This window comes from Pseudoalteromonas sp. Angola-4 (genome assembly GCF_028599265.1).
GTDB classification, from domain to species: Bacteria; Pseudomonadota; Gammaproteobacteria; order Enterobacterales; family Alteromonadaceae; genus Pseudoalteromonas; species Pseudoalteromonas atlantica.
The window spans coordinates 106,372-119,210 of record NZ_JAQREK010000014.1; the positions used below are offsets into that span (position 1 = coordinate 106,372).

The following is a 12,839-nucleotide window of genomic DNA, read 5'->3' on the forward strand; positions in this document are numbered from 1 at the left end:
ATGACCGATTCAACAAAACCAGCATTACCTGATCAGCTTTCTATTAACCCACGTAGCAAGCATTACGTAGAAGAAGTGTTTGAACACGAAATTGGCGTAAGCTTAAATGGCAAAGAACGCTTTGACGTAGAAGAGTACTGCATTAGCGAAGGTTGGATTAAAATTGCCGCGCCTAAAGCGCTAGACCGCCGCGGCCAACCTTTACTTATGAAAGTAAAAGGCACGGTAGACGTATTTTATAAGTAAGGTTTAGCCTACTTAAATAAGCGACTCTCTTGCGAGATGTCGCTTTTTTTATGCCTGTAAAAAAGCATTGAGCTTTTTTCATGTTAAAGGTGACGAAGTTTCATTATGAATCTAAAAAAATTATGGTTGAATAGCGCCATATTGTTTAGTTGTATAGAAATCCTTTATGAATAAAGTAACTATTTTAGATGGCGGCATGGGGCGCGAGCTTAAACGCATTGGCGCACCATTTACACAGCCACTGTGGAGTGCACAAGCACTAATAGAAGCCCCACATTTTGTAACGCAGGCTCACCAAGGTTTTATAGATGCAGGCGCTGAAATAATTACCGTTAATAGTTATGCCTGTGTGCCCTTTCATTTAGGTGAAGCACTATACCAAGCTCAAGGCTCAGCCCTTGCGCAGCAAGCAGCCGTTATTGCAAAAGATGTAGCTCAAAAGGCTACACAAAATGTATTAGTAGCAGGCTCATTACCACCAGCATTTGGCTCTTACCGCCCAGAGCTATTTGAAAGCGAACGCGCTTTTACTATTTTAGATACGCTATACAAGGCGCAAGACGAGCACGTAGATGTATGGATTGGCGAAACCATATCGAGCATTGCAGAAGCGCACGTTATGGCAAATGTACTTAAAGGCTCAAACAAGCCATGTTATTACGCATTTACCTTAAATGATGTGGTAAGCGAGCAAGCGACACTTCGCTCTGGTGAGCTGGTAAGTGACGCTGTAGCGGCTTTGCTTGAACAAAATGTTACTGGTATTTTCTTTAACTGCTCAATCCCTGAGGTTATAGAGCAAGCCTTTAGCGATACCAACGCAGTATTAGCTAAACAAAATAAAAGCGTTGTTTTAGGCGGGTTTGCTAATGGCTTTACACCTATCGCAAGCGATTACAAAGCCAACGAAGGCTCGCAGGCGTATCGTGATATTTCACCTGCAGAATACCTAGATTTTGCAAAAACGTGGTACAGCCAAGGCGCAAGCATTATTGGCGGCTGCTGTGGTATAGGCCCAGAATTTATTGAAGTATTAGTAAACTGGAAACAGGAACTTGAAAGCGCTTAAGCTTTTAGTGCTTTTATAAATATTAGGGCTTATTTGCTGTTACCCAATCAAGCCCTTGTATTGCTGTAGTAGGAAATGCCGTTGCATGGCTCGCCCCTTCAACAACAACGCTTTTTAATTCAATATTTTCACTGCTAAGTGCATTAATTTTTTGCGTTAATTGCTTTGCCCCTGCCACCATATTTTGCCCTTCACCAAAGCTTGGGGTTTCCTTTGCCCCTACCGATATATAAACCTTTGTAGGCACTTTAGGCTTATGTGCTTGTAGCGCTAAAATCGCATTGTTATTAAACCAAACTGATGGGCTGCCAATTATATAATTGTTAAATAAATCGGGCATCGTAAATAGAATAGTGGCACCAAATAAACCGCCTAAAGAATTACCTATATAAGTTTTTTGAGTGCTACTTGCTCGGTAGTTACTTTGTATAAACGGCAATACAGTATTTTTTAAAAACAGCGCGTGGTTTTGCGCGTTACCGGTTTGTTTTTTCCAGCTTTGCGCCTTATTTGGTGTGTAGTCTCTAATTCGGCTATTAGACCCTCTAGAGCCTTTTTCGTAGCTAATGGCCACTATAATAGCCTGTTGCATTTTACCGCTATTCATAGGGAACCGTGTAGCACCTGCCACAATAGGAAACGTATACGGTGCATCGGTTAAATAAATAACTGGATATATTTTTTCAGGGTGCTTTTTATATGACTTAGGGAGCTGAATAAAAACAGGATATACCCGATTGGTCATAGGCTCAGTGAGTTCAATAACACTACTTCTAGGGATTTGGTAGGGGGTATTTGCGCTTAATTTAAAACACATAAAAGCGCAAAGTAACAGCAGGGATTTTAAAGCAGTATTCATTAGGGCGTGTTGATCCTTGATGGTTGAATTTGCAGCAGTATGTTTGGTTTTTAGGCAAGGCAGAGCCTATGAAGTGTGGTTACTCCCCATAAATAGGCGATAACGCAGCATAAATGCCAAACATGCGCTGACCTTCGGGTTCTGCCTAGGGGCGATAAACTCTTTGTTACTCGGTTTTTACTTAGCCCACTAGGTTGCAAACCTCGCGCCGCGATTTAATCGCCCCTAGATTGAACAAATTTCAATCCGCAAAGATCAGCACGCCCTAGCCTAAGCCAAGCATAATAAACCATTATTGGATGACTACTTTAACTCACTTTTAGCTTTAGGCTATTAAAAAACAAAGTTAAATATTGAAAGGCAGTGCTACATGTTAGCTGTTTGTAGCACTGATAACGCTAAGCTGCCTGATCAGTTTCAGCCCTTGAACACGGGCAGTTATCGTCATTTTGTTTAAGGCATTGTTGGTAATTAAACCAATGAGCCACAGCAATAAACGCCGACCCTATTGCTCAGCACGTTATGCAAGTACACCTTGAAGACTTAGAAATTGAAAGTGAGGTTGAGCTTACTTTTGCTCCTAGTGCAATTACTTGGCTTGGTATTGCGCAAGAGGAAGAAGACGACGATCACGACCACTAATTTCACTCTTTAAAAAGAGTACTCCCTTGAAGGTTGGCGTTTTAATGCCAACCTTTTTTTATTCACATTTTGTAACAGACCTTTTATCGCAAGTGCATCGCTATTTATAACCTTATTGTTATGATGTAACAGCTATTAATATAGGATGTCATCCCATGAAAAAATTAACAACATTGGCGCTTGCCTTGGCTGCGGTTATTGCACCGAGCGTATCGGCCTATGAAACTAAAGACACTCGCTTACTACGCTTTCCTGATATTCATAACCAAAACGTGACCTTTGTTTACAGCGGCGATATTTATATTGCTAATACACAAACCGGCGAAAGCAAACGTTTAACCGACCACATTGGTTTTGAAACATTTCCTAAGTTTTCTCCTGATGGTAAGCGTATTGCGTTTTCGGCTGAGTATAACGGCAGCCGCCAAGTTTATGTAATTAACAGCGATGGTTCAGGCCTTAAGCAGCTTACATACTACAACGATGTTGGCCCAATGCCGCCGCGTGGTGGCTTTGATTACCGCGTTTTAGATTGGACAGCCGATGGTAAAAATGTGGTGTTTAGAGCAAACCGCACACCATGGGGCAAACGTATGGGTCGCCCTTATATGGTCCCTGCCGACGGTGGCCTTGAGCAGCCTTTAGCCATTCCAGAAACTGGCGGCGGTATGCTCTCCCCAGATGGTAGCAAGTATGTTTATACGCCCATTGACCGTGAGTTTCGTACCTGGAAACGCACCCGTGGCGGGCGCGCGCAAGATGTATGGATTTACGATTTAGAAAATAACACCTCAGAGCAACTTACTACTAACCGTGCAACCGATCAGCAACCTACCTGGGTTGGCGACAACATTTATTTTGTATCTGATCGTGATTACACACTAAACCTTTACCAATATCGCAAAGGCAGTGAGCCTAAAAAGCTCACCAACTTTAAAAACTTTGACGTACTTTGGCCCTCAGCAGGCCCTAATGCGGTTGTGTACGAAAACGGCGGTTACTTATATCGCTTTGACGCAAAAACACAAAAAAGCACTAAGCTGAGCATTAACATTGCAGGTGTGCGCCAATACGCTATGCCGTACAGCAAAAATGTGAGCGACTTTATTGATTCTATGTCGATTTCTCACGATGGCAAACGTGCTGTATTTACAGCCCGTGGCGAGCTATTTAGTGTACCTGTTAAACAAGGCCCTACGCGTAACTTATCGTACACAGATAAGAGCCGTGAAATAGAAGCAAGTTGGTCGCCAAATGGGCGTTACATTGCTTACATGAGCGATGAAAGCGGCGAGTACGAAATTTACTTAAAAGATCGCAGTAAAAATAATGCCATTAAACAGCTCACTAGCAATGGCACTATTTGGCGTTTTACGCCTATTTGGTCAGCTGATAGCTCAAAATTATTATTTGCAGACAAAAACCATACACTTTGGTGGTTAGATGCAAAATCGGGCAAGCAACACAAAATTGATACCGGCATTTACGACGAAGACGGCATTACTCAGTATACGTGGTCGCCTAACAGCCAAGACATTGTGTATGTTAAAAATAACGAAAACCGTTATGCCTCACTGTGGCACTACAACCTTAAAAAAGAAAAGGTAACGCGCCTAACAGACGAAATGAGTAACGAGCAAAACCCAACCTTTTCGCCAGATGGCCAATACCTTTACTTTAGCTCTGAGCGCGACTTTAACCTTGCGTTTAGCAGTTACGAGTTTGACTACATGTTTAACCGCGCCACCCGTATTTATGCGGCTGCAGTAAACGACAGTGTTAAACCGCTTATTGCCTTACAAAGTGATGAAACCACGATTGTAAAAGATGATGACGACGAAAAAGAAGACGACAAAAAAGTTAAAAACGCACTGCAAAGCAACGACTTCATGCAACGTGTTACCGCGCTTAATGCACCAGCGGGCGATTACCGTGGCTTAACCGCAGTAAAAGACGGCGTGCTTACACTTGCTAATGGCGGATTACAACTTATAGGCACCGAACACGATAGCGAGCTAGAAACCGTGGCTAAAGGCGTTAGCAATTACACTATATCGAGCAATAGCGAGCACCTGCTTGTACATACAAGTGGCGGTTACAGCTTAATTGAGCCTAAACCCAAGCAAGACTTAGACGCCAACAAGCTCGATTTAAGCAAAATGACGCTTAAAATCAACCCGCAAGCTGAGTGGCAACAAATGTACGTAGAAGGCTGGCGCACATTGCGTGACTGGTTCTACGACGAAAACCATCACGGTCAAGATTGGGATGCTATTTTAGCTAAATACCAACCTATGGCTGATGCTATTAGCCACCGTAGCGACCTTGATTACGTACTTAGCGAAATTGCTGGCGAAATTAACTCAGGTCATATTTACGTGCAATCGGGCGATATGCCAAAAGCCGAGCGTAAAAACCACGGTTTATTAGGCGCTAAGCTTGCAAGCGATCCATCGGGTTACGTAAAAATAGAGCAAATCTTCAAAGGTGAAAACTGGCATGACGATTTCCGCTCACCGCTGGGCACCACAGGCGTAAAAGCACTTAACGGCGATTATATTATTGCGGTAAACGGCCGCTCGGTTAAAGACGTGGCTAACTTTTACGAACTCCTTGAAAACACCCAAGGCGAGCAAGTAGAGCTGGTGCTAAACAGTAAACCGCGTAGCAAAGGCGCGTGGCAAGTAACTGTAAAACCTGTAGCCAGTGAGCAAGGCCTGCGTTATTTAGATTGGGTTAACTCGCGTGCAGCCTACGTTAATAAGCTATCAAACGGGCGTATTGGCTACGTGCACCTGCCAAATACCGCATATGAAGGTAACCGCGCCATGTTTAAAAATTACATGCCGCAAACCACCAAAGACGCCATGATTATTGATGACCGTTACAATGGCGGTGGCTATATTCCTGAGCACATGATCACCTGGCTTGCACGTAAACCACTTAACTATTGGAAACGCCGAGGCACCGAGCCGACTAAAACTCCACAGTTTGCGCACGACGGTCCTAAAGCAATGCTAATAAACGGCTATTCAAGCTCAGGCGGTGACGCAATTCCTTACTACTTCCGCCAAGCGGGTTTAGGTAAGCTAATTGGTACGCGTACGTGGGGTGGCTTAATTGGTATTTCTGGCAACCCTGCTCTTGTAGATGGCGGGCAAGTAATTGCTGCTACATTCCGTATTTTAGATACCCAAGGTAACTGGATTATAGAAAACGAAGGCGTTGCTCCTGATATTAAAGTGGTTGATCGCCCAGAGCTTATTTATAAAGGCCAAGATCCATCGATAGAGCGTGCTGTACAAGAGTTATTAAAGGAGCTTAAAGAAAATCCTAAGCAACCTTTAGTGGTGCCACCAGCTCCGTCTAAGTTTTAATTTGCTATATAGCAATATTAACTAATACCAAAAAAAACCCTGCAAATTTGCAGGGTTTTTTAATAATTCGAGTTTAATGATTTATACCGTACTAAAGCTTATTTTTTTCTCCAACCACTCCATACATCATCTATATCATTGGCTTTATTTTTTTTCTTTTTCTTGCCTGTGCCCTCTGGCTTTGCCATTGGCTTATCGTTTTTAAGTGCTTGTGCTGCATCAAGGTTTGCTTGGTTTACCGCAAAACCCGTTACTTCCTCACGCTCTAAACGAAGTTTGTTTTTCTTTTCGATTATTTTAAAGTGGTGAAAGTCTTCATAATCAATTAACGATAACGCTAGGCCAACTTCACCGGCACGGCCGCTTCGGCCAATACGGTGCATATAATCAGCGGGGCTACGCGGTAAGTTAAAGTTAATAACTACAGGCAGTTTGGCAATATCTAAACCACGGGCTGCTATATCGGTGGCAATAAGTACTTCTATTTCACCGGCTTTAAACTTTTCAATTACCCGAGTACGCTCACTTTGACCTTTATCACCATGAAATACCTGTGCGTTAATACCACGCTTTTCAAGCTTACCTGCTAAGTGCTCACAGTCTTTTTTAGCGTTTACAAAAATAAGCGCTTGGCGCCACTTATGCGCTTTAATTAAATGCGCTAAAACCGTAGTTTTTTCGCCTTTATTAACCGTAAATACGCGCTGTACAAGCGTGCTTTCGTCTTTACTTTGAACTTGTATTTCTACTGGGTTGGTTAACAGCTCTTGCGTTAATTGTGTTACTTGCTCTGGGAAGGTTGCTGAAAACAACATAGTTTGTTTTTTAGCAGGCATAAGCGCTAACAGCTCGGCAAGCTCTTCGGTAAAGCCAAGGCTTAACATGCGGTCGGCTTCATCAAGCACTAAGGTCGTTACTTTATCGAGCTTAATAGCATTGCTTGAGATTAAATCGAGCAAACGCCCTGGTGTTGCCACGATAATATCGGCGCCGCCGCGTAGAGCCTGCATTTGTGTATTAACCGACACACCACCAAATACCGCCACCGTTTTAATGGCGCCATTAAAGTTAGCAGAATACGATTTAACGCTATCGGCCACCTGCGTTGCAAGCTCACGGGTAGGTACCAAAATAAGCCCAGTGACAAAGTTACCTTTACTCGCTGCTTTTTTAGCGCCTTGCTCTAAAAATAGGGTTTGCAGCATAGGCAAAGCAAATGTTGCTGTTTTACCTGAGCCAGTATTTGCCCCCGCAATTAAATCGCTACCAGCCAGTACACTTGGAATCGCCTTAGCTTGAATTGGCGTAGGTTGGTTGTATTCCAAATCGGTTAAACGAGCTTGTAGCTCTGGAATAAGGCCAAGATCGTTAAAGGTGCTAGGGCTTGTTGCTGAGGTCATAAAATTGTGGGCTTATTGCTAAAAAAGTAGCCTGTAATTTTAGCGTATTTAGCGCTTATTAAGTAGGGATTAGTGATTTTAATGTGGTTTAAGTAACGGCTGCGAGCGTCGAGCTACAAGCTTCGAGGAAATTTGACTGTCACCGTGAGCACTCCAAACTTAAAGAGGCTTTCATAAAAAGCCAACAACTAAGTTAGCAATATTATTAGTTCTTGCTAAGTTCTGCTTGTAACCTAGCTTTTGTTTCTCTTAAATAATTTATATAAGGATATGAGTCATTTGTAATGGCTAAAGCAGACTCCATCTGTTCAAGCGCTTGGCGAGTATCGCCTTGCATTTCATAGCCATAAGATAAGGCTGAAAACGCATCGACTGATTTTGGGTGGTTTTTTATATTGTACTTAAACACCTCAATAGCACGGGAAAATTGCTTGCTGCCCGTTAAGTTATAACCGAGTGATCTAACAGCGCGATCCGGTGGCGCAATTTGCTCGCCCCATTGCTGAGATAACTTTTTATAATAAACATCAATAGACTCTATATCATCGCTTAAAGCACTCATAGGCATTTGTTTAGGTAAAAATAAGTTGTGATAGGCATTAAATGAACCAGCAACCGAAGTCAGGTTATGCGATACATTATTAAACGCGTCACTAAAGAAGCGTAAATTTGGCAAGCTATTAGATTGCAAAGCTTGCTGCAGCTCATTATATCGCTCACGCATTAAGCCAGCTTCTTCACCAATATTTATATAAACATAGTTATTCAGATCTTTTGATTTATTGATAAACGACTTAGCCGCTTTTACCGGTGCGCCATAGTTCCACCAAACCGCAGGGCTGTAAGCAATGTGTGCTTGGAAAAGCTCAGGGTTAGCTTGCATTGTATAAAGTGCAAACACGCCTGCCGCAGAAGCCCCAGCAATTACATTAAAGTTGTGCGTACGGTAACTTTTATTAATCAAGGGCATAAGCTCTTGCTCAATAAATGCTAAAAACTTTGCTGCACCACCGCCTTCACCTACCGGGCCTTGTGGCTCTTTATTAACTGTGGGGTATAAATCTCTTAAGCGATTGGTATTTTCAATAGCGACAATAATAACTTCAGGCGCACGATTATCATTTTGTAAACGCTCCATCACTGCACTTATAAGTGGTATGTTACCCGCGCCATCAAGGCGATAAATGATCGGATAAACTTTGTTTGGATTAGCTTGATAACTCTTTGGAAGCTGGACTACAACTGTGCGCTCTTCGTTTAAAACGGCTGAATTAATAGTATGTGTTTGTTGCGTATAGCTAATGGTTTGCTGTTTTAAATCAGGCTCTGCAAATGTGTTATTAGAATAAAATATAAATAAACTACATATAAAAACAGCGGTTAATATACGCATTACTAATCCTTTAGAAAATAGTGTGTTATTTAATCTAACAGGCTTTAAGGTACAAAAAAAGCGCATTAAGCGCCTTTTTATCTTTAACAGGTAATTACCAACCTTTTGATTTTACTCAACAGTAACCGATTTAGCTAAGTTACGTGGTTGGTCAACGTCTGTGCCTTTAATTACCGCTACGTAATACGAGAGTAACTGTAATGGCAGTGTGTAAACAATTGGCGCAATAATGTCGTCAGTGTGGTTTACGTTGATTACACGCATTGTGTCGTCTGACTCAAAGTGTGAATCTTTATCTGCGAATACATAAATAATGCCGCCACGTGCACGTACTTCTTCTACGTTTGATTTAAGCTTTTCTAATAGCTCATTGTTTGGTGCTACAACAATAATTGGCATGTCGGCATCAATAAGTGCAAGTGGCCCATGTTTTAGCTCGCCCGCTGCGTAGGCTTCTGCGTGAATGTACGAAATCTCTTTAAGTTTAAGCGCACCTTCCATTGCAATTGGGTATTGCGAGCCACGACCTAAAAACAGTGAGTGATGCTTGTCGGCAAATTCTTCTGCAAGGTCTGCAATGCCATCAGCAAGCAGTAATGTTTCTTCAAGCTTAGCAGGAAGTACTTTTATAGCATCTACAATAGCGCTTTGATCAAGCTGTTTTTCTTGAGCTATAGACGCAGTAAGCATTAACAAACCAACAAGCTGTGTGGTAAATGCTTTAGTAGAAGCTACGCCAATTTCAGCGCCCGCTTTAGTCATAAAGGCTAGGTCTGATTCGCGTACAAGCGATGAACCCGGTACGTTACAAATGGTCATTGAGGCCATGTAACCTTGCTCTTTAGCTAAACGTAATGCAGCTAGCGTATCGGCTGTTTCACCCGATTGTGAAATAGTCACAAGTAGGCTGTTTGCGTGTACATACGACTGACGGTATCTAAATTCAGAAGCTATTTCAACATTACAGCTAACACCCGCAAATTGCTCAAGCCAATAACGTGCAACCATACCTGAATGGTATGACGTACCACAGGCAATAATTTGTACGTGTTTTACGTCTTTAAATATTTGTTGAGCGCTGTCGCCAAAGGCATCAATTGCTACGCGGTCGTCGTTTAAACGCCCTTCAAGGGTATTGCGTACTGCAAGTGGTTGCTCGTAAATTTCTTTTAGCATGTAGTGGCGGTAATCGCCTTTGCCTGAAGCATCTTGCGTGATATTTGATTCAACAACTTCACGTTCTACAGCGTCGCCATTTTCACCAAAAATTTCTACTGTATCACGCGTAATGCGGGCTACGTCGCCTTCTTCTAAAAAGATAAAGCTACGAGTAACTGGTAATAGTGCTAACTGATCAGACGCAATAAAGTTTTCGCCAAGGCCTAAACCTATAACCAGTGGGCTACCTGAGCGCGCTACGATGATTTCGTTGTCGTTTGCTTTATCAAATACAACCGTACCAAACGCACCTTCAAATTGCTTAACCGCTGCTTGAACAGATGCAAGTAACGTAGTGTGTTGCTTACGAAGTTTATGAATTAAGTGCACCATTACTTCGGTATCGGTTTCAGATAAGAACTCGTAGCCTTCTTCTTTAAGTGATGCGCGTAGGCTTGCGTGGTTTTCAATAATACCGTTATGCACAAGTGCTAGCTGGTTGTTTGATACATGCGGATGAGCGTTTTCTTCAGTAACGCTACCGTGTGTTGCCCAGCGTGTGTGTGCAATACCTGTATGACCACTAACGCCTGCTTTCTCAAGTGCGGCTTCTACGTTCACTACTTTACCGACGGCTTTTACAGTATTTAGCGTAGAACCTTCTAATAGTGCTACACCGGCAGAGTCGTAGCCACGGTATTCAAGACGTTTAAGGCCTTCAACTAAAATTTTGTTTACTGGACGTTCTGCAACCGCCCCAACTATTCCACACATAGTGTCTCCATTAATTTTTTAATTCTAGTAACTCGCTTTGTAGTTACTAATCAATAATCTCTGCACAAATTAGTTTTACACCACACGCCTCAATCGCTTTGCGTTTATCATCTGCTAAGCCAGTATCGGTTATTAATGTGGTTACTATTTTCCACGGTAATTCTAAATTTGGTATTTTTCGGCCAATCTTATCTGATTCAACCATTACTATTACTTCACGGGCGGCTTTTGCCATAACTTGGCTTAAGCCGACTAACTCATTAAAGGTAGTCGTGCCGCGTTTTACATCTATGCCGTCAGCACCAATAAATAGCTGATCAAAGTCATAAGAGCATAATACGTTTTCGGCAACTTGCCCCTGAAACGACTCAGAATGCGGATCCCATGTTCCGCCAGTCATTAAAAGTGTTGGCTCGTTTTCAAGTGATAGTAAACGGCTCGCCACTTTAATCGCGTTGGTCATTACAACTAACCCTCGCTTATTTGCAAGCTCTGGGATCATAGCGGCCGTAGTACGCCCGCTATCAATAATAATGCGGTTATGATCTTTTATAAGTGCAGCAGCAGCCTTTGCTATTGCTACTTTGCGCTTAGAGTCTATTTCGTCGGTGACGATTTCTTTTGGCAGCGCGATAGCACCGCCGTAACGGCGCAGTAATAAGCCACTTTTTTCAAGCGCGGTTAAATCTTTACGAATGGTTACTTCAGATGTTTGAAACTGCTCCGCAAGCGTTTCAACAGCCACTTCACCTAGCTCATTTACCTGAGTAAGTATTAAATGACGGCGTTGCTGGGTGTTTCGTTTAGTCATAAAGCTCGTAGATTAAGTTTCGTTTCGAAAGATGTGCAATTCTAAACGAAACTAGTTAAATGGCAAGTGAACGAGCAAAAATAAAGCAGCTTTCAACGAGTAATAATAAAGGTAAAATAGTCACAGCATCTCTTAACTAAACAAAGAAACCTTAATGCAGCCATTTAATAGCTTAAACAAAGAGCTTTTAGCCCTACGTAAACAAACAGGCGAAATATGCCGACTCTTCAATAAAAGCCCGAGTAAAGGTAATTTAAAACGCATTAAAGAGCTATTCGCTCAATGCGGTGAAGGCGTAATTATAGAATCAGGTTTTCATTGCGATTATGGTAATCAAATAGCTATTGGTGATCGTAGCTTCATAAACATTAACTGTACGGTATTAGATGCCCCAATTAGTGATGGAGCTATCAGCATTGGTGATGACTGCTTAATTGGCCCCAATGTTCAGCTATTGACTGTATCCCATGCTGTTAACCCTACACAGCGACTGAATAAAGAAAACTTTACTGCTCCTATTACGATAGGCAACAACGTATGGATTGGCGCAGGTGCAATTATTTTAGCGGGCGTATGCATTGGGGATAACAGTGTTATTGGTGCGGGATCTGTAGTTACTAAAAATGTAGAGGCGGATACTGTTGTTGCTGGTAATCCAGCTCGTGAGATAAGAACCCTATAATTATAATCGATGTTTTTTAGCGTCGGGAGTCGCTACGCTCGCCCGACCTACATTCTAGAAGTAGAAGAGTGTGCATTAATTGTCCGCATTTCACTTTTCTACGGACGTAAAAAAGCCCGGCTCTTTCGAGTCGGGCTTTCTTGTATTTGAAGCCTGGCAATGTCGTAGTGCCCACAGCGGTAGAGAGTCACATAGCAAATGCTACATTATTATTGCGTCGGGGCGGCCTTATGCGGTGCACGCTTTCGAGCTGTTTCGTTTAACTCAGGGTTCGGCATGAGTCTTGGCTATTTATTAAATCCCAGACAGCAAAAAACCCGTCACATCGCTGTAACGGGTTTCTCTTATTTGGAGCCTGGCAATGTCCTACTTTCACATAGCAAATGCTACACTATCATCGGCGCTGTTTCGTTTCACTACTGAGTTCG

General features: G+C 42.5%; 9 protein-coding genes and 1 pseudogene. 5 read left to right on the forward strand and 5 right to left on the reverse strand.

Annotated features, from left to right (window positions below):
- On the forward strand, window positions 1–246 hold the full coding sequence (locus PSH48_RS15425; protein ID WP_024034014.1) for a DUF3297 family protein: 246 nt from the start codon (window positions 1–3) through the stop codon (window positions 244–246).
- Window positions 247–412: 166 nt separating this feature from the next.
- Window positions 413–1,315, forward strand: coding sequence for a homocysteine S-methyltransferase family protein (locus PSH48_RS15430; protein WP_273611825.1), 903 nt, complete (start codon window positions 413–415; stop codon window positions 1,313–1,315).
- A 22-nt stretch (window positions 1,316–1,337) separates the two neighbouring features.
- On the opposite strand, the gene PSH48_RS15435 is transcribed toward PSH48_RS15430, so the two are convergent.
- The gene (locus tag PSH48_RS15435; RefSeq protein ID WP_138611262.1) at window positions 1,338–2,174 is read right to left on the reverse strand and encodes an alpha/beta hydrolase; all 837 of its coding nucleotides are present in this window, start codon (window positions 2,172–2,174) and stop codon (window positions 1,338–1,340) included.
- A gap of 498 nt (window positions 2,175–2,672) precedes the next feature.
- Here PSH48_RS15435 and PSH48_RS15440 point away from each other — a divergent pair.
- Both PSH48_RS15440 and PSH48_RS15445 read left to right on the forward strand, forming a co-directional pair.
- Window positions 2,673–2,816: pseudogene (locus tag PSH48_RS15440) on the forward strand (5-methyltetrahydrofolate--homocysteine methyltransferase); the annotation flags it as partial.
- A 155-nt stretch (window positions 2,817–2,971) separates the two neighbouring features.
- Window positions 2,972–6,193 carry a S41 family peptidase gene (locus tag PSH48_RS15445; RefSeq protein ID WP_273611826.1) on the forward strand — a complete coding sequence of 1,074 codons (3,222 nt, stop codon included), beginning with the start codon at window positions 2,972–2,974 and terminating at the stop codon, window positions 6,191–6,193.
- 98 nt (window positions 6,194–6,291) lie between these two features.
- Here PSH48_RS15445 and PSH48_RS15450 read toward each other — a convergent pair whose 3' ends face one another.
- The 4 genes from PSH48_RS15450 to PSH48_RS15465 all read right to left on the reverse strand — a co-directional run bounded on the left by PSH48_RS15450 (window position 6,292) and on the right by PSH48_RS15465 (window position 11,729).
- Complete coding sequence (locus PSH48_RS15450) at window positions 6,292–7,593, reverse strand: DEAD/DEAH box helicase (protein WP_273611827.1); 1,302 nt, start codon at window positions 7,591–7,593, stop codon at window positions 6,292–6,294.
- A 205-nt stretch (window positions 7,594–7,798) separates the two neighbouring features.
- On the reverse strand, window positions 7,799–8,986 hold the full coding sequence (locus PSH48_RS15455) for an alpha/beta hydrolase-fold protein (protein WP_273611828.1): 1,188 nt from the start codon (window positions 8,984–8,986) through the stop codon (window positions 7,799–7,801).
- A 111-nt stretch (window positions 8,987–9,097) separates the two neighbouring features.
- Window positions 9,098–10,918: a glutamine--fructose-6-phosphate transaminase (isomerizing) gene (gene glmS, locus PSH48_RS15460; protein WP_054983864.1), complete on the reverse strand. Its 1,821-nt coding sequence runs from the start codon at window positions 10,916–10,918 to the stop codon at window positions 9,098–9,100.
- 46 nt (window positions 10,919–10,964) lie between these two features.
- Window positions 10,965–11,729 carry a DeoR/GlpR family DNA-binding transcription regulator gene (locus tag PSH48_RS15465; RefSeq protein ID WP_273611829.1) on the reverse strand — a complete coding sequence of 255 codons (765 nt, stop codon included), beginning with the start codon at window positions 11,727–11,729 and terminating at the stop codon, window positions 10,965–10,967.
- 154 nt (window positions 11,730–11,883) lie between these two features.
- Here PSH48_RS15465 and PSH48_RS15470 point away from each other — a divergent pair, with 154 nt between their 5' ends.
- Window positions 11,884–12,411, forward strand: coding sequence for a sugar O-acetyltransferase (locus tag PSH48_RS15470; RefSeq protein WP_273611830.1), 528 nt, complete (start codon window positions 11,884–11,886; stop codon window positions 12,409–12,411).
- Window positions 12,412–12,839: the final 428 nt, after the last annotated feature.

What these genes read in the sequence shown, in the direction of transcription:
- glmS (WP_054983864.1), bottom strand. Translation starts at nt 10,918, where the DNA reads ATGTGTGGAATAGTTGGGGCGGTTGCAGAACGTCCAGTAAACAAAATT.
- PSH48_RS15425 (WP_024034014.1), top strand. Translation starts at nt 1, where the DNA reads ATGACCGATTCAACAAAACCAGCATTACCTGATCAGCTTTCTATTAAC.
- PSH48_RS15455 (WP_273611828.1), bottom strand. Translation starts at nt 8,986, where the DNA reads ATGCGTATATTAACCGCTGTTTTTATATGTAGTTTATTTATATTTTAT.
- PSH48_RS15450 (WP_273611827.1), bottom strand. Translation starts at nt 7,593, where the DNA reads ATGACCTCAGCAACAAGCCCTAGCACCTTTAACGATCTTGGCCTTATT.
- PSH48_RS15470 (WP_273611830.1), top strand. Translation starts at nt 11,884, where the DNA reads ATGCAGCCATTTAATAGCTTAAACAAAGAGCTTTTAGCCCTACGTAAA.
- PSH48_RS15445 (WP_273611826.1), top strand. Translation starts at nt 2,972, where the DNA reads ATGAAAAAATTAACAACATTGGCGCTTGCCTTGGCTGCGGTTATTGCA.
- PSH48_RS15435 (WP_138611262.1), bottom strand. Translation starts at nt 2,174, where the DNA reads ATGAATACTGCTTTAAAATCCCTGCTGTTACTTTGCGCTTTTATGTGT.
- PSH48_RS15465 (WP_273611829.1), bottom strand. Translation starts at nt 11,729, where the DNA reads ATGACTAAACGAAACACCCAGCAACGCCGTCATTTAATACTTACTCAG.
- PSH48_RS15430 (WP_273611825.1), top strand. Translation starts at nt 413, where the DNA reads ATGAATAAAGTAACTATTTTAGATGGCGGCATGGGGCGCGAGCTTAAA.